The organism is Granulosicoccus antarcticus IMCC3135, from assembly GCF_002215215.1.
Lineage (GTDB): Bacteria > Pseudomonadota > Gammaproteobacteria > Granulosicoccales > Granulosicoccaceae > Granulosicoccus > Granulosicoccus antarcticus.
Genome location: NZ_CP018632.1, coordinates 33,937 through 57,500 on the forward strand (window position 1 = coordinate 33,937; position 23,564 = coordinate 57,500).

At 51.6% G+C, this 23,564-nt stretch carries 14 protein-coding genes (1 of these 14 running past the window's edge); 6 read left to right on the plus strand and 8 right to left on the minus strand.

The genetic code is table 11. The annotated features are described in order from the left end of the window. Window positions 1–35 precede the first annotated feature (35 nt). From IMCC3135_RS00150 to IMCC3135_RS00160, 3 genes are all read right to left on the minus strand, one after another. On the minus strand, window positions 36–365 hold the full coding sequence (locus IMCC3135_RS00150) for a glutathione binding-like protein (RefSeq protein WP_205737841.1): 330 nt from the start codon (window positions 363–365) through the stop codon (window positions 36–38). 79 nt (window positions 366–444) lie between these two features. After that, window positions 445–1,371: a hypothetical protein gene (locus tag IMCC3135_RS00155; protein WP_088915728.1), complete on the minus strand. Its 927-nt coding sequence runs from the start codon at window positions 1,369–1,371 to the stop codon at window positions 445–447. Continuing rightward, on the minus strand, window positions 1,368–2,207 hold the full coding sequence (locus IMCC3135_RS00160) for a DUF6502 family protein (protein WP_088915729.1): 840 nt from the start codon (window positions 2,205–2,207) through the stop codon (window positions 1,368–1,370). The genes IMCC3135_RS00155 and IMCC3135_RS00160 overlap by 4 nt, the downstream gene beginning before the upstream one ends. 149 nt (window positions 2,208–2,356) lie before the next feature. Between IMCC3135_RS00160 and IMCC3135_RS00165 the strand changes: the two genes are divergently transcribed. After that, the gene (locus IMCC3135_RS00165; RefSeq protein ID WP_088915730.1) at window positions 2,357–3,181 is read left to right on the plus strand and encodes an HpcH/HpaI aldolase family protein; all 825 of its coding nucleotides are present in this window, start codon (window positions 2,357–2,359) and stop codon (window positions 3,179–3,181) included. Here IMCC3135_RS00165 and IMCC3135_RS00170 read toward each other — a convergent pair. Next, the gene (locus IMCC3135_RS00170; RefSeq protein WP_157735649.1) at window positions 3,157–3,573 is read right to left on the minus strand and encodes a hypothetical protein; all 417 of its coding nucleotides are present in this window, start codon (window positions 3,571–3,573) and stop codon (window positions 3,157–3,159) included. The two genes, IMCC3135_RS00165 and IMCC3135_RS00170, sit on opposite strands and share 25 nt — an antisense overlap. A gap of 492 nt (window positions 3,574–4,065) precedes the next feature. On the opposite strand from IMCC3135_RS00170, the gene IMCC3135_RS00175 reads away from it, so the two are divergent. From IMCC3135_RS00175 to IMCC3135_RS00185, 3 genes are all read left to right on the plus strand, one after another. Continuing rightward, window positions 4,066–5,166 (plus strand): TRAP transporter substrate-binding protein, encoded by a 1,101-nt coding sequence (locus IMCC3135_RS00175; protein ID WP_088915732.1) that lies wholly within the window; start codon window positions 4,066–4,068, stop codon window positions 5,164–5,166. Window positions 5,167–5,315: 149 nt separating this feature from the next. Beyond that, window positions 5,316–6,371 (plus strand): TRAP transporter small permease subunit, encoded by a 1,056-nt coding sequence (locus IMCC3135_RS00180; RefSeq protein WP_088915733.1) that lies wholly within the window; start codon window positions 5,316–5,318, stop codon window positions 6,369–6,371. Window position 6,372: 1 nt separating this feature from the next. Beyond that, entirely contained in the window at window positions 6,373–8,475 is a 2,103-nt protein-coding gene (locus tag IMCC3135_RS00185) for a TRAP transporter large permease (protein ID WP_088915734.1), read from the plus strand. 140 nt (window positions 8,476–8,615) lie between these two features. On the opposite strand, the gene IMCC3135_RS00190 is transcribed toward IMCC3135_RS00185, so the two are convergent. The 3 genes from IMCC3135_RS00190 to IMCC3135_RS00200 form a co-directional block, all read right to left on the minus strand. Then, the gene (locus IMCC3135_RS00190) at window positions 8,616–13,058 is read right to left on the minus strand and encodes a PEP/pyruvate-binding domain-containing protein (protein ID WP_088915735.1); all 4,443 of its coding nucleotides are present in this window, start codon (window positions 13,056–13,058) and stop codon (window positions 8,616–8,618) included. Window positions 13,059–13,071: 13 nt separating this feature from the next. Continuing rightward, a complete protein-coding gene (locus IMCC3135_RS00195; RefSeq protein WP_088915736.1) occupies window positions 13,072–15,324 on the minus strand; it encodes a response regulator in 2,253 nt (750 codons plus the stop codon). 121 nt (window positions 15,325–15,445) lie between these two features. Continuing rightward, window positions 15,446–16,633, minus strand: coding sequence for a PhnD/SsuA/transferrin family substrate-binding protein (locus IMCC3135_RS00200; protein WP_088915737.1), 1,188 nt, complete (start codon window positions 16,631–16,633; stop codon window positions 15,446–15,448). 381 nt (window positions 16,634–17,014) lie between these two features. Here IMCC3135_RS00200 and IMCC3135_RS00205 point away from each other — a divergent pair, with 381 nt between their 5' ends. Next, window positions 17,015–19,942, plus strand: coding sequence for a hybrid sensor histidine kinase/response regulator (locus IMCC3135_RS00205; protein ID WP_157735651.1), 2,928 nt, complete (start codon window positions 17,015–17,017; stop codon window positions 19,940–19,942). A gap of 188 nt (window positions 19,943–20,130) precedes the next feature. Here the strand turns inward: IMCC3135_RS00205 and IMCC3135_RS00210 are convergent, their stop codons facing one another. Next, the gene (locus IMCC3135_RS00210; protein ID WP_088915739.1) at window positions 20,131–20,853 is read right to left on the minus strand and encodes an LOG family protein; all 723 of its coding nucleotides are present in this window, start codon (window positions 20,851–20,853) and stop codon (window positions 20,131–20,133) included. A 92-nt stretch (window positions 20,854–20,945) separates the two neighbouring features. Here IMCC3135_RS00210 and polA point away from each other — a divergent pair, with 92 nt between their 5' ends. Beyond that, window positions 20,946–23,564: the 5' portion of a DNA polymerase I gene (gene polA / locus IMCC3135_RS00215; protein ID WP_088915740.1), read on the plus strand. Its footprint extends 168 nt past the window's final position; the window shows 2,619 of its 2,787 coding nt (coding positions 1–2,619); its start codon is at window positions 20,946–20,948; the stop codon falls past the right edge of the window.

The following is a 23,564-nucleotide window of genomic DNA, read 5'->3' on the forward strand; positions in this document are numbered from 1 at the left end:
CTGGTGAACCCTCGGGCGTAGATATCTTTTGGTAATCAGTAGTTCGGATTGGCTATCCAGTCTTGGTAAACAAGCTGGACGCTTGGTCGTTGCATGACCTTGTCAGCAATGCGTTTCACATTCGGAAACTGATCGATATCCGGATGCCCCAGTGATGGCCGTAACCAGGTTGTCAGCGCGAATAGGTATATATCTGCCAGGCTGAACTGTTCACCCAGCAGCCATTGCTTGTCAGCGATTTGTTCATCGATCACTTTCCAGGTTTCACCGAGCCTGCGATTGCCACGTCGCTGAGCATTTGATTCGTCCGCTGCGGTATCTGAAAAACGATCGGGATAATAGGATAAGAGTAGCCATGGACGCACTTTTAGGTGCGTAGTACAGCTTGTACATATTGATATCCTATACGAAGATGTGTTCAATCATGCAGGTCTGGGCAGCACTTCAATCCTCATCCCGGCTGTCTTCCATAAGCGCTTTTCTTATCGGGTCCCCAAAAAGTATCAGGGTATAAAACTCGCCAGCTTCCAGCCCTAAGGTCAGAGGTGACAAGCGGTCCAGCGAATCGACCAGGCTATAGGTCCCCGGGGAGGCCGATTGGTAATCAGTTTGTTGACCAAGGCTGGCCGCTGACATTGTTCCCAGATCAACCTCCGCGCCACCGGGCTGGTTGCCGGCAGGCACCAGGCTTATGCTGGCTGTCTGGTCATCGGCATCGAGCGGACTGACTTGCAGTAGACGGATCCTGGCAACGCCATCATCACTCGGTTGTTTTTGAGTGAAAATGGGAATGACTTCAACACTGGGTAGTGAGTTGTCACTACCTGTCTCGGTAGCATCAGCGGCAAGCCGGTTACGGGCAATCAGAGTGGAGACCGAGAACGCACCGAGGTTCAGAGGAGACAACACCAGGACGGTTTCCGCCGTTGAAACATTCGTCACGTTCAGCGCGGTTGCCTCCAGTGCTATCTCTGTCTCACCACTGATCGATGTTGGCGAAACGCTCTCCGCAAACAGCGTAACTGCGCCTGGAGAGGTTGAGGCATTCAAAAAGGCGTCGCTGAAGTTCAGCAAAGACACTAAAGGCTGCGGATTAGTACTGCTTATCTGTAGATTTTCGAAGGCTCTCGAATCTTGCTGATCATCAGGTTCGGATGCACCTGGCTCTTGGCCGGTGTCGGTGGGCGGTGTCTCGACACTATCATTATCATCCGGCTCGTCTGGGTTCGGATTCGGACCTACAGCGTCAGGAATGTCCAGACTGAAATCCTGACCGTCACCGGTTCCGAATATTCCACCATCGCAGCCAGACAATATGAGTAACGTACAAAGCAGCAAAAGCACCTTGTTGCCTGCTCGGAATCGGTTCATGTTGGTTTATCTTCCTTGTCAGATGCGGCCGCCAGTTCGTCCTGTGAGCTTATATCTTCTATCCAATAAACGCCCAGACCAATTCTATGACTGCCCTCACCCGTGACTGAGGAGGTTGTACCCTTGTCGAACCCTGCCAGTGATTTATCCAGCACTTTGAGTAAAGCCATGCCTTGCTTTGCGCTGAGTTTGCGAAAATGCTCTCGTCCTTCTGTCGTGACATCGTCATAAGCTACGCTCATCTGCAGACGACGCTGATCGGTCTTGTGCAGATTGTGCTCCAGAGTCGTCAGCAAGTCAGTAGCACTGAGGGCAAAGATATCCAGCAGGGCTGATTCACTCTGATGAGGTACATAGCCTGCATGTTGCAGCGTGACCTTATCCTCTTGATGATCGACGGTACCGACGCGTTTCAATTCATCGAGCATGGCACGTGCCGGTACATCGCCGCCATAGCGTTTGACGAGCTGGTTGAAGCTATCTTCCGGATCTCCATAGCGCAGAACATCAGGCTTGCCACGATCGTTCTGAAATTCCTGATCCTGGAGCCAACCGGTCACTACGCGAACGGCACGATTGAATTTGCTGACACCGGTGCCCACCTCACTGGGCAACTCACGAATGCGTTTGACCTCTTTACGGTTGATGCCGGTCATGATGGCCATGCGTGAGACCGTGGGGGACTTACCTTTAATGCCGAAGTGCTCACTCGCTTCGGTGACGTAAGCCTGTTTGGCCCAATTGGCAAACTCGGCATGTGAGACACCATGGCGCAGCAGCAGGCGCACCAGTGGCGATAGAACTTTGGTTACAGCTTTTTGCAGGCTTTCGTGCATACTTATTCAGATGATGTCCGGTGCCCAAGTGTCTGTCTGGCAGCAACTCTTTGCACAGCCGGTGAAAGCACTTGCGATCGCATAGGGTTCATGTACAAGCAGTTGGGATATTAATCCCACCTATCGGCAGATATTAACAGGAATTCAGTGTGAAACGACAATCAAAAGCCAGATCTGCAGATTCCTCAGCTTCCAAACGTGCTGTTGAGTCTCAATTCACGTTTCCGGCCTTCGGTTGCTGGGTCAATATTTTTGAACCTGCGGTCGCTGAACTCGTGGGTGCCTGTGGGTACCAGTACGCCCTGATCGACATGGAACATAGCCCGGTAACGGTCGATTCTGTCCTGCCCATGGTTCGGGCCGTGCAGCTGGGTGGTGCGAAAGCTATTGTGCGTGTGCCGGAGAAACAGAGTGCCTGGATCGGACGACTCATGGATATGGGGGTTGACGGCATCATGGTACCCATGGTGAACAACGCTGCGGAGGCAACAGAGTTGGCTCAAGCGACGATATACGCACCGGAAGGTACTCGTGGCATGGCAGCCGGTATTGTGCGGGCCAGCAACTATGGTTTGAATACCGCCGAGTATCTACAAAACTATCGTGATAATTTCATGCTGATTGTGCAGATTGAAACGCGTGAAGGCATGGAGCAGGCAGAGCAGATTGCCGCGGTTCCCGGTGTGGACTGCGTCTTTATCGGGCCAAGCGACCTGGCAGGCAGTCTGGGTCATCGAGCTCAACCGGAACATAAAGAAGTTCGCGCGGCCATACGCCAGATCTACAAGAATGTCAAAAAGACCGGCAAACCGGTATCGACGTTGAACTTCACCAGTCGTAACGCTAAACAATTGATTACCGATGGTTTCGACCTGGTATTCAGCGGTAGTGACATGACGATGCTGAGTAAGGCCTTGCAACAGGATGTTGCAAACAATCAGAAAATTGTTCAGGGACTGGTTGGCAGCAAGTAGAGGTTTGTGAACGTTGGTTTGCCATCCACGCACTGGCTGGCATCCAGCGGTACAACGATCATTACCAGGGTTCGGGACAGCATCGCTGACAGCGCCAGGGTTTCTATTTCTTCCTGACGTGCCGCACCTGTCTCGCTACTGGTGTCCATACGCAAGATATTGCTTCGACAACTACTTGGCCCGACCTCGTGTCCTCCGATATGCAGGGTCAGGTAGTCCCGGCCATCGAAGGTACCGCGCTGTACCTCGTTGAGCTGAGTAGCAATGGATACCTGGGTCGGCGGAGACACTGAGCTAGCCGTCGCAGAGCCTGCCATCAGAGTGCAAATCACCGTAACAGTGATAGTCCACAGGCATAGGCATGTATTTTTCAGGCAGCGTGTCAAGTTCATGGAGTCTCTGTAAGACAGTAAAGTCCCGTGGATCAGTTTGAACTGACTATCGGCTTTGCACAACGTTCGCATCAGGGTAATAAGCGCATGTTTTGGACCAGTTGGGTTTGCTGTGTTCCAACTATCGGTTACACATCTGCGTTCCTGGCAGAGTCGCGCATATTGTCATTTAAAACCGCTGACTGAATCACGATTTGCTGTCATGGCAGTTTCACACACTCAAAGTGCTAAGCGTGTCATTTCAAGGTGTGAGTGTCAGTTTTATGACGATCCAATATTCTGAACTGAGGCACATTAGTGCCCATGCTTCACATAATGTCTAGTGTATTGGTAGACGTGGGATTGTGTATTGGGCTACATTACCGACGGCTGATCGGCAATAATTGTTGTGCCGGTCCAGAACAAGATAACGATGCCCACCAAATCGGCTCGACAGTACACAGTGTCACCACACTTTCATTTTTTGTAGTTAATCATCTAGAGACTAGCCATATGTCACGACGTCACTTCCTGAAAACAGGTGCCGGAGCAGCAGGCGCTGCGGCGGTTGCAGGCACCGGACTAATCACTTCAGCACCCGCGATCTCACAAGGGCGCGAAAAGCTGGTCATGGTCACGACCTGGGGACGCGGGTTGGCTGGTGTTTTCGATGCTGCTCAACGAGTTGCAGATTCGGTGAATGCCATGTCCGATGGCACACTGGAAATCGAAATCAAGGCTCAGGGCGAGTTGGTTTCTGGTATTCCGGCTGTATTCGACGCAGTAACGGCAGGTCAGGCAGACATGTACCACGGTGCGGATTACTACTGGGTTGGCCAGCACCCCGCATTTGCCTTTTTTACAGCCGTGCCATTTGGTATGACAGCGCTAGAGCTGAACAACTGGTATTACCACATGGGTGGTCACGATCTGCATCGGGAACTGGGTGAAGAATTTGGTCTGGTCTCCTTCATGGCCGGTAACACGGGTGCTCAATCAGGTGGCTGGTTCCGCAAGAAAATCGAAAGTGCAGATGACTTCAAAGGTCTGAAATTCAGAATGCCGGGCCTGGGTGGTGCAGCACTGGGCAAGCTCGGTGCTTCGGTTCAGACAATCGCAGGTTCTGAGGTTTATCAAGCACTTGCTTCTGGCGCTATCGACGGAACTGAGTGGATCGGACCGTGGGCAGATGAGAAAGCCGGCTTCCAGGAAATCACCAAGTTCTACTACACTTCCGGATTTCATGAGCCAGGTGCTGGTCTGAATATTGGCATCAATGCTGATCGTTGGGCTTCACTGAAACCACATCACCAGAAGATGATTGAAATTGCCTGTGGTGATGCAAACTCATGGAACCTGCATCAGTACCTCGCCAACAATGCAACCGCACTGGATCGCCTGGTTGCCGGCGGCGTAACACCACTGGAATTCCCTGATTCGGTTTGGGATGCCTTTGGCAAAGCTTCCAGAGAAGTTCTGGATGAAAACATGGATGACGAATTTTTCGCAAAAACACACGATTCAGTCATGAGCAGCATGAAGTTGTCTTCACGCTGGGCTGATTTGTCAGATGGCATCTACACTCGTCAGCGTTCACGCGTTACTGGTGGTTAGTCAACTGCTTTAAACGTAGTACAACATCACGGCTGCAATATCATGCTTCTACTCGATTACCGCAAGGTTCGGGTCTACCGAGATCCGAGGATTTCGATGCATGATGTTGCAGTTTTTGTTTTTCCGATTGAATAGTTCTGGAGACGAGCTTGGAGGTACTTCTTTCTATATTGGTGGGTTTGGCTAATGGCCTGCTCGACCTGGTGATGCTGCCGTGGACGATCTGGCAGTGGTTCCACATGGAAGTACTCAAGGAGCGCATGGTCGCCCTGACGCTGGGCGGGATGTCCTCTGAATTTCTGTACATGATGCTCAGCCTTGTGTTGCTCATCCTGGTACTGAGTCTGTTCAACAGACGGTTTCTCAAAGCGACGGTGCTTTCGCTGGAATCTTTCAATCGTCGTATTGGTCAGTTTGCTTCCTGGTTTGTCCTGTTGCTCATGTTCCAGCAAGTTCTGGTCATTATCATGGGGCAGGTATTTCGTGGCAATGAGCTGCTCTTTTCACCGTTTGGCATGGCTTTGTCCAACGCTGAGTTGCAGTGGCTCTCGGGCCAGCTGAAGTTCTACAACGCTATTCTGATTACCTTTGCTTCGGCCTATACCTTTATCGAAGGTGGCCATGTTCGGGTCGATCTGGTGTACGGCAATCTGGGCTATCGGTCCAAACGAGTCATCGATTTCCTGGGTTCCATCTTCTTCATGCTACCGGCCACTATTCTGCTTTGGTGGTTCGCCTGGCCACTGGTGATGAATGCTCTGTTTTCACAGCGACCCATGAATATTTTCTCTGACAAGGCTTCCTGGAGAGGTGTACGGCTGGAGACATCTGGTACGGCCGAGTTCACCTGGGTCTGGGCTTTCAAGGCATTGATACTGGTCTTTGCCGCCTTGCTGTTCATTCAGGCAATTGCTTTCATGCTGAGGAACCTGTGGGGATTGCTTGAGCGCAACGAATCGATAGAGCCACATCCGAGTGATCCGGACACCGATGTTCTACAGGTCCCGGACGATATGCCGGATATCAATCTCGGCAATCCTGCTGTGCATCAGGATACTGGCGAACCATCGTCTATCTCTGCCACTCAGACCCCGCACCAACCAGTGCGCGCAACCCATCAAAACACCGTGAACCTGACCTCCAAAATCGCTGCACCATCACTGGCTCCAGCTGGTGGTCACGGCACGTCGACAGGAGCGCAATAACATGCTCTTCGGTCTCAACGGCGTTGAAATATCGCTGATTATCACGTTTGCCTGTCTGTTTATTGGAATCTTGTCAGGCTTTCCCGTCTCCTTCGCCATCGCGGGTTCTGCCATTTTCAGCTTTGGCATCATCGCCTTGATGAGCCATGCCGGTTTGCTGTACACGCTGGTGGAAAACAGCAACGGTACAGAGATGGTTCCTGTATTGCCGCAAGGTTGGGAGGGGGCGTTTCTGTCGACATTGTCAACCTGGTCTGGTGGCGTGTACTCACGCGCATTCGGCGGAAACGTCGAGACCTTGCTGGCGGTTCCACTATTCGTGTTGATGGGAATTGCTCTGGAGCGCTCCCGGATCGCTGAAGACCTGTTGACCACCATGGCCAAGACATTTGGCAGTTTGCCTGGTGGGTTGGCCATTGCCGTTGTGCTGGTTGGCACCCTGCTGGCCGCCAGTACCGGGGTGGTCGGGGCAACCGTTGTAACCATGGGTCTGATCGCACTGCCGACCATGCTCAGGGCGGGTTATTCGAAATCGCTGGCAACCGGCGTGATAGCGACCTCCGGCACGTTAGGACAGATTATTCCGCCCTCCATCGTCATCGTCTTGCTCGGTTCCATCGTGGGTGACATGTATTCTATCGGTCAGGAAAACCGAGCCAAGGAAATGGGGCAGACCGTCATGCAGATGCTGGGTGAGCCAGCAGTGCTATCGACGGGTACCTTGTTCAAGGCGGCCTTCATTCCCGGTGTGGTACTGGCAATGCTCTACGCTCTATATGCGTTGGGCTATGCCTTGCTCAAGCCCGAGTCCGCACCGCCAATCAAGATTGACGAGAAGGATCCGAACAAATTCGATGTCGCGGCACACTATGGCCATCGCACCGGCCTGATGGTTCTGCTCGCTGTTGGTCCTATCATGTTGCTGGTGGCGCTGTGGATCGCGCTGAACAGCATGGGTATTGCGACAGCACAAGAACTGGCCGCAGATACGGGACTGGTCTCCAACGGCACCATGGCCGTCAGTGTCGCTGCATTGTTTGTATTGTTATTGGCATTAGTGCTTCAGCCACAATTTCGCGCCTTTCCCGTACTGGTGGGTGTTGTCGGCGTAGTGGCCTATGTGCTGGTTGATATCTTTGTCCTGGGACCACTGGATTCAGCGGGTACCCGGTTCATCAATTATGGCGTCCCAGTCCTTCTGATTCTGTACGGCGTCAAGGCGGCCGTTTCCCGACTGACCAATATCGATGTCATACGGGTTGTAGCTCCACCCGTCATTCTCATCGTGTCTGTACTGGGCTCCATACTGGGTGGCATAACCAGTCCTACGCCGGCAGCGGCGTTGGGTGCGGCAGGTGCCATGATGCTTGCTGCAGCACGGATGTCCGAGGGTAATCGAAGCGCTACACGCATCGTACTTTGGGCCTCGTTTGCCATTGTCGTCATGTTGCTGATGCGTGGGAATTTTGATTTACGCATGACCATGGACGATATCTCCATGGAAGATCAGGTTGCAGTGTGGGTCACTATCGTTGCTTACCACGTGGCCATTTTCGGACTTCTGTTTTCCTGCTTTGTATTGATCAGCAAGAAGGTCATGTCGCCAATCGTGCAGGAGACCACCAAGGTCACCAGCATGGTTTTCATGATTCTGATCGCATCCTTGCTATTGAGTCTGTCTGTCCGCGCCTATGGCGGAGAACATTACATACAAGAGGTACTGAAAAGTATCGATGACCCGCACAAGCTTTTGCTCGTGGTGATGGCTGTGTTGTTTATATTGGGCTTTGTACTGGATTTCATCGAGATCATCTTCATCGTCATACCGATTGTCGGACCTGTCATCTATGCGGCGGATCCGGCATTGATGCCACCCGAATGGATCACTATCCTTATAGCGGTGAACTTGCAAACCTCATTCATCACGCCGCCATTCGGATTTGCGTTGTTCTATCTACGTGGTGTGGCACCACCTTCGGTCACAACCGGTGATATCTATCGAGGGATCTGGCCGTTCGTGATCATCCAGGTTATCGGCTTGGTTATCCTGTGGAACTTCCCGGTGATAACTACCTTCCTGCCTGATCTATTACCCGCAAATTAGCGTTATCAAAATGCTGAGACCTGGCTGAACAGACCTTTCAGCTTGCAGTAATACAGGGCTTTTCAGATGGCAGCCCGGCAAGTGTATCTACTTGCCGGGGCTGTCTTGTCAGGTACTGGTCCTGTCAGAAGGCATTGATATCAACCCGCTTTTCTGAAAAGCTGACTATTCGCCGCACGATTAGCGGCACGACGATCAGGTTCAGCCTCTCCTGAGGCTGTCAGACGAGGCTGAGCACGTCGGTCTCCGAGACTATCCTTCATTGCCCTTCGCTCGATTCTCTGTTGATATTTGAACAGCCTGTGCGAGGTCAATTGATAGATATCAACTCGAGCTGCCTCTTCTTCAGATTGCAGTGCCTGTTCGATCTTTGAGACTTTGTTGGTACCAGCTTCTGCATCTTGCGACAATACCGCGGCAGAGGAACCGGCGACAGATTTGCGTTGCTCTTCCAGAATTTCCACCGAGCCTGACAAGGTCATGCGAATAACGTCGCCGGTGTTCAGTCGTTGACAGATACCTGTTACGCCCACGATAGCTGGCAGATCGTATTCTCGTGCCACGATAGCAGCGTGACTCAACCAGCCACCCACTTCGGTGACGATTCCACGGGCCTGAGAAAACAAGGGATACCAGGTCGGGTCTGTCATTCTGGCGATCAGAATCTCGCCTTGCTTGAACGTATTGATCTGATCGATATCGGTGATAACCCGTACCGTACCGACAACCTCTGATTCGCCCGCTACACGTTTGCCACTCAGTTCGGTCAGTTCTACAGCATCGGGTCGTGTACCTGTGAGCATATCGATACGTTCCAGGTCATTGATGGATAGTGAGGCGGGCAGTTGCAAAGGTTTCCAGGAACAGGATTCCTCAAAGCGCTTATCGGCTAACTTTGTCAGGTCGCTATGTTGCTCGGAGTTATTGAGTTGAATCACTTCATCAATGGTCAGCTGGAATATCTGCCCCTTCAGGTGACACTTCTCATCAATAGCTAGCAGCAGGTTCCGAATCTGAGCCAGTTCAATCAGGCAGAAGTGCTTGGCTTCTTCTTTCAGGCGCATGAAAGCGCGAGCTCTTTGCACCGAGATTGCCAGAACCTTGCTGTCGGGCAAGGAGGCATCGTCATTTTCCTGCTTGAGGATGACTTCGTCACTGTCGCTGGAGTGAGCTGAACGCTCTATATACTGACGAACCAGATTCATGTCCTCATTGAAACGCGGTTCTGAAAGTTCATAATCCAACGGTGCACGATGACCGAAAACCAGCAGAAACTCTTCAATGTTTTCGCTGCTGATCGTCTTGTGATTCAACAGCGACATTGCATGACTGACAACCGTCTCTTCATCATCGTTAAGAAATTTTGCAGGTTCCAGCTTGGCCGCACTCAGTTTGGCCAATGCATTCTTCATATGGAAATCTGCACTGATATTGATACGCTCTGCTGTGCAATAGGTTTCTTCAACAAAACGATTTACCCAAACTTGCAGTAAGTTAGTTGCTGCCGGTAGTGTCAGTCGTTCCATGGCAATTGCATTGCGTTCTACCATCTCTGATTGAAAGCGTGGCAGAAATTCATCTCTGAACTGTGCCTCCGTCTCCTCAGCATTGCGGGCCAGACGGAAAGAGGCGATGCCCCCCGGACCTTTGCCCAGACGTCGCTTTTCCTCTTGTTTGTTGACATAGGTCCAGCCGAAAATAGTGTTGATATAAGGCATTGAACGAAAGTGAACGCTGTAGGGGATTCCCAGTTCCTGGCAGGCCAGGTCGGTACTGCCACCGGCAGACCAGAGCCGCTCCATGAAATCACTGCTGAATGGTGTTGGCCGCGGCAGTAATTCAGAAAGCTCACTTTGCACATAAATGGGCTCATCGGCTATTAACTGCTCACTACGACGCAATCGCTTACGCTGACCAAGCAGGTTCTTCAGTAGCTTGCTGCGTTCACGCTCGGCAAGGTTTTTCAAAGAGCTGCCATTGCAAATAGAGCGGGTGATGTCACGCGCCTGCAGCAAATAGAATTTACCATTGGCATAGGCCCATTCGATATCCTGCGGATGCTCAAACAGAGCTTCCAGTTCGCGACCCAATGCCAGAAGTGGTGCAATATCGATTGGCGGAAGCATCTCGCTTCCAGATTGCTCTGGTAGTAATTGACCGGTCAGCTTGCCGTAGGCAAATGAGTCCGGAGTGACATTGCCATTTACCAGATCCTCACCCAGGCCTGTGATCATTTCCACCATCATGGCACCTGCTGTTGCCGGGTGTTCGGTGAACATGACACCGGCATATTCGGCAGGTACCATTTTCTGTACGACGACTCCGCCCTGATCCAGAATAGCGGGCATGCCCTCTTCAATGGAATCCTGCGTGTAGGCAGCCGAACGTTCCGAACATAACGACTGGTAGACCTCCTTGACAGCACCTTCCAGATCTTCACGGGGAACATTCAGAATAGACTCGTAGACACCGGCGAAACTGGAATCGGCGCCATCTTCGTTGGCACCAGAGCTTCTGACAGCAACCTTGGCGGTACCCAGGCCTTTCCACAGTTTGTTCAGTACATGCTTTTGGCTTGTGCTCAGCAGGGCATCGTTCGGGTTACGGCGGCCTTTGTTGGTAATTTCACTGGTAAATACAAAGCCGTCAGGAACGTTGTATCCCGCTTCGATCAATTGGCCCAGGCGTGAGGCTTTTTTGCCCGTGGACTCAGGCAGGTAATGCGCCTGTGATAATGGGATTAATCCGGTGTCGGTTACGGTGCCGGTCTTGTCTGCGCCGGCTGTATCCCATTTCAAGGTGTTGCCCAGTAATTTGAACAGCAGGCTTTGTAGAATCAGAAAGCCCATGCTGACTGCCAGATACAGATTGGCAGCAGCTGCCAGTGATGACAAAAGCCACAGCAACGCGGCTCCACCGAGTCCAAAAAGCAAGGCTTTGCGTCGAGTTCTGGCAGGACTTTGTGAGGCAAGCACACCGATGAACAGGATGCTGGTCAATACTGGCAAAATAAGCAAAGGATCCGGAATAGAGGCTGTCTCAAGCCACAGGAAAGACTGATTCCAGGACTGGCTGCTCTGAGTGACCGCTGAGTAAAACAGTAGCATCAGAGTCAGCTGGAAAAGACTGGCGAGCATGTTGATGACCGGTCGAATCTTGAAACGCTTGTACAGTTGCATCGTGGCCTCTGACAGCGCGCGCGGATGATCTGATAGTTCATCCTTCAAGTCTGCGATACGACCAGACAGTGATTTTTGAACCCGAGTGTCACGTTCTGCCTTGAGTGCCAGCGGCAATAACATTAATCGGATCATGAGAACCACACCCAGCAGGCCCAGGGCATAGTGACCCGTGGCTGCCACCATCTTGTCCAGAATAGCGCGCATGGGGGTCACGACATAACTTGCCAGAGTCAGTTGCTCCTGCCCCTGTTTCCAGTTCGCGACATGGGCGCGCGATGATTGCTTCTCGATATAGTATTCATGGGGCACCGAGTAGCGTCCACGAAAATCAAGACCCGCTCGTGCCAGTCGCAAGCCGATCAGCTGCGAATAGAAGCAACTGCGCTTGTCGTAGCAGGCAGCGATGTACGGAACATCTGCCAGTGATGAAATTCTCTCTGTCAGTGCGGCGCTGGGTAGTGCGCGCATGGTGATATTGGTGGCATTGGGTAGGTGATCTTTGACGAAATCATTCGGATAACGCACATCCAGAAATTGCGCGCCTTCCTCAGCCACCATACTGTGAACTTCTGGCGTATCCAGCAGGACATCCTTGTTCTGGAAATCGGGTAGCTGGCGTAGATCATCCATGGACAGATCAATGTCCGATGACAGAGCCCTGTTCTCGGTTAGCCATTTTTCATAGCCACCAACCATGAAGTTGCATTCCTTGCCTTGCTTGGTTAACTCGCCGCACAATTCAGAGCTTCTGTTTCCCGAATAGCACAGCAACAAAGTCGGAGCGTTGTCAGGCAGCAAGGAGGAGCGTGCCAGTACATCTGGGTATCGCAGATGTGCTGCACCTTCTATTGAGCCGGTTTCGTATTCTTCGTTTTCACGAACATCAATGATATTGAGTGGCAAATCCCTTTCCAGCCAATCTGCCAAAGTATCAGTGGAAATACCTTGCGGATGGTCCAGCTGTTCGCTGAACGAGAGTGTTTGAATGCTCGTGTCACCCACCACTTCGCCATTTTCAACCGACTTTCTGACAAGGTTGGTATGCAAGCGTTGATTGCGAGCGTCAACACTGCCTGTGTATTGCAGCGCATTGGCCGCCAGCGAACCAAGCAAAGTAATACCGGCGAGAGCCAACAGTACTTTGCCCCCCATAGATGGGCCCTTCCGCCTGGCAGCCACTTTCTTTTTTGCTGACATGGCGAAGCCACCGAAGACAACGCTCAGTAGTCCCAATAGCTGGGCAACACTTGCGGAGAGGTTGATTACCAGATCCGGTGACGGGATTGCTTGCGCCAATCCGCTATGCAGCAGCATAATAGCAGCAAGAGAGATAACGGCACTGATGCGATATGAACGGTTTCCCGAGTCGAGAGCCACTATTGTGTTTTTGAGTTTTATCATGGCGTTGTCCCGTTCATGCAGCCTGATCGTAGGAGTCGGTATCCGACACTGTCAGTTCAGACAGGCGGGTCGACATCCAGAAAACAATCTTTTCTTCAAGTGCGTGTTCTTCAAAAGGTTTGGACAGATAGTCATCCATGCCTGCGGAAATGCACTTCTCTGCATCGCCAGTCATGGCATTCGCTGTTAGTGCGATGACCGGGATACGCTCACCTGTTTGTCCGGAAGCACTTTCTCGCAACCGTAAACTCCTTGTGGCGGCATAGCCGTCCAGTACTGGCATCTGGCAGTCCATCAGAACCAGATCGTAGGAGCCGCTCTCCAGTGCATCCAGACCTTCCTGTCCATTGTCTGCAACATCGGCAGAAAATCCGATCTTCTCGAGCATCCCGATAGCCACTTCCTGATTGACGGCGTTATCCTCGACAACCAGTATGTTGATATGTGAATAAGCCTCACGTCTGGCCTCCTTGCAATGGTCTTCGACTTCCACTTCCTGGTAGTCATCCTGCATGGCTCTTTCAAGAATCAATCCCAGTTCAGAACGCTTGACCGGTTTGGTTATTTGAGCGGCTATACGGGAGTTGTTATGCGGATACAGTTCTTGAATCTGTTCGGTTACATAGGCCATAGGCACCAGTCTTATGAGGTCAAAGGCTGGGTCTCCATCAATGCAACGAGCAAAGACATCACCGGGCATGTCAGCCAACTGAGCATTGAACAGCAGCAGGTCAGGAAGCTGATTCAAGGCTTGCGCCTGACGAATATGTTCCAACGCTTTCTTGCCGCCGGATACTACGACAGCGGACAGCGATAGTTCCGCCAACAATGTTTGTATCAGCAGGGCAGAGGAAGGTTTCTCTTCGACTAGCAGAACACGTCTGGCGCTAACCAGTTTCTGTTGTGCCTTTTCGGTTAATGTATTGCCAGAGGAAGGGAGTGTCAGTTCGAACCAGAAATCGCTTCCCTCTCCTGGTTTGGATGACAACCCGATCTTGCCTCCCATACCTTCGATCAAGCGACGACTGATCGCCAGACCAAGGCCGGTTCCACCATATTTTCGTGTAGTTGAACCATCTGCCTGTGCGAAGGATTGAAATACCGTTTCCTGTACCGACTCCTTGATGCCGACTCCCGTATCCGAAACGGTAAACAGCAGTCGTGATCCGGCTTTTGTTTCCTTGAGAAGTTTGACAGTGACCTTTACATCGCCCTGGTTGGTAAACTTCACGGCATTACCCATCAGGTTGGTCAGTACTTGTCTGACACGTGTGGGGTCACCATTGACGTACTGTTTCAAATCACCGTGCAAATTACATAAGATTTCGAGTTTTTTGCTATTGGCCTGTTCCGACATGGAGATGGCACAACCCTCGACCAGTTCTTCGAGGTTGAAGTCGATGGATTCAAATTCCAGTTTGCCAGCCTCGACTTTGGAGAAATCCAGAATATCGTTGATTAACGTCAACAAGGATCGTCCCGAGGTGGTGGCGATCTTTACCTGTTCTGTCTGTTCCGGGTCCAGCGATGTACCTTTGAGAAGAGAGAGCATACCCAATACACCATTCATTGGAGTGCGAAGCTCATGCGACATATTTGCGAGAAATTCTGATTTCGCCAATGAGGCTTCTTCGAGTTCAAGCTCCTTTTGTTTGCGCAGTTCGAGAATATTGCCAAGCTCGTTGACCGAACTGCCAAGATCCATCAGCTCGCGAGAGGCGATCACGTCAAGATCATCACTGGCCTTGTTGGCCTGAAGTAGCAACAGGTGGTTGTGAATGAGTCGGATGGGCGTGACTACAAGTCCATTAATGAGTCCAACAACGAGTAAGGCCAACACGATGGATATGCCAGCTGCGTATAAATATATTCTTAACGCATAACTACGTATCTCACTCTGCTGACGCTGAACATTCCAGGTCACCTCGATGCGGCCAAATGATTCGCCTTCGAGTAATACATCGTGGGTGAAATCCATGGATTGTTCAGGATTGATATAGTCGCTCTTCCTCCATTGAGTCAGAACTTCGTCGTTCTCATTGAAAATGCTGACCGCTTCAACATCTTTATCGTTCTCTACCAGCTGCGCGATCGTGGTGTCCAGCACCGGGCGATCTTCACTGAGTATTGCATCCAGTGAGGTGGCTGAAACCATCGATACCAGTTTTTGTGTCTGGTCACGAAAGTTACGCTCGAAAGCCCGGTTTTCATTAAAACGGACAAACTCGGCAGCCGACAATCCGACAGCCAGAATTGTGCAACCCATGACCAGGATAATCTGTTGACGAAGTGGCCAGTTTTTGAAAAATCTTGCTAACACGGCTATTTGCACTCTCGAATGATAGATTCAGAAATGGACGCTTGCACGTAGTGACGTACGTACCTGCTTAGTGCCCGTTCGCTGGATTGGACGTGCTGTCCGCTTCTGTTTCTGGAATTGTCAGATTGATGACGACGCGATGTGCCTGTTTGTCGTCGCGAGGTTCAAACAAGGTGCGAGGCAAAGAAATATTGAGTGTCACAAAGTGATCGTCGGGACCGCCGTTTGCATGAGTGATCAGAGTGCTGTTGGTGGTGTGTGTAATATTCACAAGGTTGCTCATGTCTATATCCTGGCTATTCACATCTATCGCAGCATGCAGTGCAGGTTCGATCTTGCTCATGTCAGGTCGGGCCAGAGCTGCGTTATGAATGGCCTCGTCGTCTCGTTCCGCAAAAAATGCCTGATTGTTACCCATGGCTTTGCGTATGACCTTGTAATCGGAGTCATCGCCATCCAGAAACCCGTCTATTTTCAGTGCTGCAAGTGTTTTCTTGTCATTGACTTCCAGTAGGGACTCACGCAAAGCTACCAGTATTTTCGGATCGAGGCCGGAGCGGGCAATCCAGGGTTTGGTTACATTGGGAAAGCGAACCAGCTCTCTGATCGGTTCGCCAGCTTCAACCAATTTCTTGAAAGTCTTCTCGTTCAAGGCGCCCGCATCAAAGCTGCCCGCACCAACAGCGGTGCCCACCTTGTCGTGACGACCAAGATATTCGTAGCGGTTGAGATCTCCGGCACGTATGCCGGCCTGCTCGAGTTCGAGTTGGGAAAGGAAGCGACCAATGGTTGAGCCCTCATCGCCGAAGGCAAAGGACTTGCCACGAAGCTCTTTGATGTCACTGATAGGGCTATGCTGGTTGACCGCGATAATGCCGTATACAACTTTGGAGTTGTTGACATTTTCAATAGCCAGAATGCTGATGTCCTTGTTCATTCGCTTGGCTTCCAGATAGGACGCTGGACCAAATGCCGAGAAATCCACACGTCCATTGATCAAGTGTGAAATTCCCTGGTCATAGTCTTTCGCGATTTGCATGCGAATGTCGACTTCCTGACCCAGACGCCTGGTCATGTTCTCTTCCAGCTCTCTCAGGATGGGGCGGTAGACCTTCACCATAGCCGAGGGCTTGTTGGAGCTATAAACCCCGAAATTGAGTCTTACAGTGCCCTCGGCGATCGCAGCAGAGCTGACGATGGAGACGAGAATGCCTGCCAGTAGCAAAGAGGTTCGAAATGCGGAAACTAGAAACATGAAACGTCCCTTGTCAGAAAGATGTCGGATATCAAGGGAGAAAACGGCACTCAGAGGTAATTCTTAAGTGCTGCGAGGTGCCAACATGAGGAAACTGTGACTCCTGAGCGTTTGCTCATTCTGTTCGCAGTCTTGTAAATTCCGTACAAATGCGTAGTTCCGCACGCTACTGTGACCCCGAATATCACTGCTTTGAAAGGTGGATAGGGTGGCTATCAAGGAATGTCGGTCAGCGCCGATAGGTGAGGTGAACCGCTTTAGTAGCGATTCAGAGCTGTTTTGACGAGGATGTCTTGCGCTCTGCTACTGATTGGGCAATAGCCCCTATCGATATGAGGCAGCTTTACCGTGGAACCAGTGATAGAAGCTAAACAGGATTTGATGACTGTCGACAAATCTGTTGGTCGACAGGTCGCCGCGCGCAAGGGCCGTTCTGTGCACTTGCGCATGTTGTTGGCGCTGCTTGTCTGTGTTTTTGCATTTGTGTTGTTGATCAGCATGAAACTTGATCTACCAGCATGGAAAATTGTGTGGTATGACGAAAACGGTGTAAGCGTAGTTGTGCTGAAAGCTTTGGGTCAGTTGCGCAATGAACTTGCCATATTAGGTTTGGTGGCCTTGGGTGGTTTGCTGTACCTGTTTCACACAGGGAATGAACAGGGAGACAGTTCACATGAGGAACTACCGCACTGGAGCGGTCGGGGAGAGGCCCTGGAGTTACTCGATTCCATGAGCAGCGAGGGATCACATCAGAGGCTCGATTTGGCTGGTCCGAGGGGGCACGACTATTCGAACTCTGGCGAACAATCTGATCGAGAGAGTGATCCGGATACGATGAGTGAAGATAGAACATCGAGATTTCGTGGAAAGAATGAAGACGCTCAATTGCAGATTGCCACCGATGAACTCACACGTGTACGCAAGGAGCTGATCAGCTGTCGTCAGCAGCTGGATGTTGCCAATCAGGCCAAGGCACAATTTCTTGCCAATATGAGCCACGAATTGCGTACACCCATGAATGGCATCATGGGGATGACGGATTTACTGCTTGGTGGTGCGTTGTCGGCTCGTGAGGAGCGGTTCGTCAATTCTATTGCTGCATCATCAAATTCGCTGCTTGCCATTATCAATGATCTGCTGGATTATTCAAAAATAGAATCTGGAATACTGCAGCTCGAGCACGGACGTTTTTCAGTGAGAGACTGCGTTGAGGATATTTGTACATCGCTGGCGACCACAGCGCATGCCAAGAACGTTGAGCTCATCTGTTATGTTGACTCTAATGTGCCCGCTCAAATGGACGGTGATCCGAGTCGTGTTCGACAGATACTGCAGAACCTGATCGCCAATGCCGTTGCCTTTACGCATGAAGGCGAAGTGGTTGTGCGAGTAACACGAAAGCAGGAGAGCAAGGGCAAGTCGCAATACCACTGCGATGTCCAGGATACGGGTGAAGGTATTTCACCTGAAATGCAGATTCACTTGTTCGAATCCTTTACGCAGGCAGATCTGTCCAATACTCGCGAACATGGCGGCCTGGGCATGGGATTGGCGATTACGAAAGAGCTGGTAACCATGATGAATGGCAATATCACCTTTCGTAGCCGATTGGGTGAAGGCACACGATTCAGCTTTACGATGGAGTTGGAAGATGTTCCAGAAGGTGCCGGTGGTTCTCTGCGTCGCCGCTCACTGCACGGAGCACGAGTATTGGTTGTTGATGATAATGAAACAAATCGCACCATCCTGTATCACCAGCTGTCCAATTGGGGTCTAGTGGTTGAGACAGTAGAAAGTGGCAAAGTTGCATTGCAGGCTTTGCGTGCAGCACATGATCGGGATCAGGGTTTTGATGTCCTGGTTCTGGATCTTCATATGCCCGAGATGGATGGTATTCAACTGGCGAAGAATATTCAGGCTGAGCCTGACTTTCGCCATATTCAGGCCATCATGCTGACCTCTGCGATTCTGCAACTCGATGGCATGGAATTGCGCAAGCTGGGGATATACAAGTATGTCAGCAAGCCTGCCAGACAGTCCGTGCTGCATGATTCTCTGGCCTCTCTGATGCCTCATGAAAGTGGTGCTCGTCTGCGGGAAGATCGGGTGGAGCAGGCAGGGCAGGTGGTGCGAGCGGGGCACGAGCCGGTAGTCTCGACATTGAAACCTGGAGCACGTGTACTTCTGGTTGAGGACAATCCGGTGAATCAGGATGTGGCCATGGGTATGCTTGAGCAGCTGGGCTGTGAGGTGGTTCTTGCTACCAACGGCCAGAGTGCTGTAGAGATGGGCAATCTGGAAAAGTACGACATCGTGCTCATGGATTGCCAGATGCCGACCATGGATGGCTACGAAGCCACTCATCGCATGAAGCTGGATGGCTCATTGAATGCACCTACCCCGGTGGTAGCACTGACAGCCAATGCAATGGAAGGTGATCGGGAAAAGTGCCTCGAGGCAGGAATGGATGATTATGTGTCCAAGCCTGTACGGATTCAGGTGTTGTCGAACATGATCGAAAAATGGGTTGACCAGACACCCAATGAATTCAATAAGGAAGAACACAGCAAGACCCCTGCCCTGTTACCTTCCGGTGCTCGCGAAGATGATTTACACAGCCACAGTTTGAATATGGACGACGGGCTTGATGGGTTGAGCTCGGCAGGTGCAGAGACTCCGTCCGAGCCAGTGCCGGTGCAATCGGATTTATCAGTTCAGGAAAAATTCGATAACAGTGACGATCATTTGTCTGCGACTGACGCGACTGACGCGACTGACGTGGCTGACGTGGCTGACGTGGCTGACGTGGCTGACGTGGCTGATGCGATCATTGAATCTACTAAGCTCCCAGAGCAAGATACGACTGCCTCCGAGCAGTTGATCGTTTCCGAAGACAATGAGACCAAGACGGTCGAGAGCATTGACAATCAGCAGCCAGCTCCGTCGCGAACCAGCGCTTCGGTTATCAACTTGAAAGCGATCAGCACGATTCGAGGGCTACAACGCCCCGGTAAGCCTGATCTGCTGAGTAAGGTTATTAGTATCTATTTCGAGAAAACACCCGAAGTGCTCGACGTCATGACATCCGCCATGGCCGAGAACGACCTGGGAACGGTATCTGATTGCGCCCATAGTCTGAAATCCAGCAGCGCTTATCTTGGGGCAGACACCCTGTCTACTCGGTGCAGCAAAATTGAAGTTGCCATCAAGAATGGCGGTGGAGCTGAGTTGGAGGAATTGGTTGCGGGGATTTGGGCAGAATATGACCTGGCATCTGCTGAGCTAGGTGACATCATTCAGGCAGCCTGAGTCGTTACTCGGATTTTCTGAGTGAGCTCATTTTCATGAAGAGCTCAATAGCACTTAGTGGTGGGCTTCACCACTAAGCGCTATTGGATGACAAGCAGAGGAGCCCAGAGGCAAAGTCGGCTTGAGTGCGCCGCCGGATTTGTCAGCGACTGCTTCGGCACAAAAACCGTGTTACTTGTGAAAAAAGACTACAAATCCATCATGAGTTGTGAATCGTCAACGATTTGGTCCAGTTCGACGCCTTCGTAGAAATCGAAGATGGCATCAACGACGAATTGCGGATCATCCGTGAGTTGAAAGAGGTCCATGTCGCCTGGACTGATGGTGCCGGCTTCGATCAGTGAAGATTCGAACCAGTCCAACAGCCCCTGCCAGAATTGAGTGCCGAACAGGATGATGGGAATGCGTTTGGACTTGCCGGTCTGAACCAATGTCAGAATCTCTGCCATCTCATCCAGAGTGCCAAAGCCGCCGGGCATGACGACATAGGCCGAGGCGTATTTGACGAACATCACCTTACGGGCGAAAAAATATTTGAAGTTAAGGCTGATGTCCTGGTACGGATTGCCCGATTGTTCGTGTGGCAGCTTGATATTCAACCCGACGCTGGCCGATTTGCCACTGAAGGCACCCTTGTTGGCTGCTTCCATAACCCCCGGCCCACCGCCGCTGACTACCGCGAAGCCGGAGTCTGACAGTAAGCGGCTGATTTCCTCACTGTACTTGTAGTAGGGGTTATCAGGCTTGAAGCGGGCTGAACCGAAGATGCTGACAGAGGGGCTCAGGTCCGCCAATTGCTGAAAGCCTTCGACAAACTCGGACATGATCTGGAAAATTTTCCAGGAATCTCGTGTCAGAGCCTTGTCGCGAGCGTCCCGGCGCATCTGATTCTGGGTGGGTAGCTTTCGCATCGATTCGTCCTTTGCCGGTAATCGGCGGTTTTCGAAATTACAGGTCAGCTGAATAGGTACACTATCCGAACCGCCAATGAAGGTTCTTACGTATGTCCAGCACCGCCAATATCGATAGCGCCGCCGACCGTCCCGTCATCCTGGTCGATGGTTCAGCGTATCTGTATCGGGCCTTTCACGCCATGCCTCCGTTGACTAATGCAAAAGGTCAGCCGACAGGCGCCATCTATGGTGTGGTCAATATGCTGCGTCGTCTGGTGGCCGATTATCAGCCCACCATCATGGTGGTGATCTTTGATGCCAGCGGCAAGACATTTCGTGACGAGATCTACACAGATTATAAGGCGAACCGGGCCAGCATGCCTGATGACATGCGCTCCCAGATCAAGCCACTCTACGAGGTGGTTGAGAAAATGGGATTTCCTCTGGTCATTATCGAAGGCGTCGAGGCCGATGATGTCATTGGAACTCTATCCGTACAGGCAAGTCTGGCAGGCTTGAAAACGGTCATATCCACCGGTGACAAGGACATGGCACAGCTGGTCAATGAGCATGTGAGCCTTGTCAATACCATGACGAACACCCATATGGACGTTGCCGGAGTGAAGGACAAGTTCGGTGTCGCCCCCGAACGCATCATCGATTACCTGGCATTGGTCGGTGATACATCTGACAACATCCCCGGTGTGCCTAGCTGTGGTCCCAAGACTGCCGTGAAGTGGCTGGATGCACATGGTTCTCTGCAAGGTGTTATCGACAATGCGGAGTCGGTCAAAGGCAAGATCGGCGAAAAGTTGCGTGATGCAGTCGCACATTTGCCCATGTCCTACGATCTGGCCACTATCCGGCTTGATGTGGAACTGCCGCAGGGTATCGCCGACATGACTCTGAATGAGCCTGATATCGAGGGCTTGACGGCGTTGTATCAGGAGCTGGAGTTCAAGACCTGGAGTCGTGAGCTGGCCGAAGGAAAATCACCGTTGCAGAAGCCACGTGGTGGCGATGGGAAAGCGGCCAGTGGCGATGCGGATGCTGCGGGCGTGGTGTCGGCAGATGTCAGCGATCCCGTCGAGCGTCGTTATGAAACCATTCTGACACTCGATGCTCTGGATGGCTGGATCAGTCGACTAGAGGCGGCTGAGTTGTTTGCCTTCGATACTGAGACGACAAGCCTGGATTACATGGTGGCAGAGGTGGTCGGTGTCTCATTTTCTGTAGCAGAGGGAGAAGCTGCCTATGTGCCATTGGCACACGATTACGAAGGTGCGCCCGAACAACTTGACCGGCAAGTCGTACTGGAGCGGTTGCGGCCTTTGCTCGAAGGAGACAAGCGCAATCTGGTGGGGCAGCATATCAAGTACGATATCAACGTCCTGCGCAATCATGGCATCGAACTGGTTAATGTTGCGCATGACACCATGCTGGAATCCTATGTGATTGATAGCACGGCAACACGTCATGACATGGACTCGCTGGCAAGGAAATACCTGGATGTCGCCACGGTCAAGTTCGAGGATGTCGCCGGCAAGGGCAAGAAGCAGCTGACTTTTAATCAGATTGAGATTGAAGCGGCTAGCCAATACGCTGCTGAAGACGCCGATATCACGTTACGCCTGCATCAGGTTCTCTGGCCAAGGCTGGTAGCAGAGCCGGTATTGCAGACCTTATATGAAACTATCGAAATACCTGCATTGCTGGTGCTATCCCATATCGAGTACACCGGTGTGCGAATTGATGCAGGAATGCTCGAGAAGCAAGGAGCCATTCTTGCCAAGACAATCGAGCAGGTGAAGCTGGATGCCTACGCAGATGCTGGGCGCGAGTTCAATCTGGGGTCGCCCAAGCAGATTGGCGAAATCTTCTTCGATGAAAAGCAGTTTCCGATCATTCGTAAAACACCGAAAGGACAGCCTTCCACGGCTGAAGATGTGCTTGAGCAGTTGGCGCTGGATTACCCGCTGCCCAAGTTGATATTGCAACACCGCAGTCTGACCAAGCTGATGTCGACTTATATAGAGAAGTTGCCATTACAGATCAACCCGAAGACCCAGCGTGTGCATACCTCCTACAACCAGGCCATTGCTTCGACGGGACGCTTATCCAGTACAGATCCGAATCTGCAGAACATACCGGTACGCACCGAAGAAGGTCGTCGTATACGTGAAGCCTTCATAGCGGAGGATGGTTACAGATTGCTGGCAGCGGATTACTCCCAGATAGAGCTGCGAATCATGGCGCATCTGTCTGGTGATAAAGGATTGGTCAGTGCGTTCGAACAGGGGCTGGATGTTCACAAGGCGACAGCCGCCGAAGTATTCGGTGTGCCTCTGGAGGCGGTCGAGCCGGATCAGCGTCGATCGGCCAAAGCCATCAACTTCGGACTAATCTACGGCATGTCGGCTTTCGGACTGGCAAAGCAGCTGGATATAGCGCGAGGCGAGGCTCAGTCCTATATCAATTTGTATTTTGAGCGTTATCCCGATGTAAAGCGTTATATGGATGAAACGCGTGCACTGGCCAAAGAGCAGGGCTACGTCGAGACCGTGTTTGGTCGTCGTCTGTACCTGCCGGACATCAACGCCCGCAGTGCACAACTGCGAAACTATGCTGAACGCACAGCCATCAACGCCCCGATGCAGGGCACTGCTGCCGATATCATCAAACGAGCGATGATCAATGTTGATGACTGGTTACGCAAGGACAAGATTGAT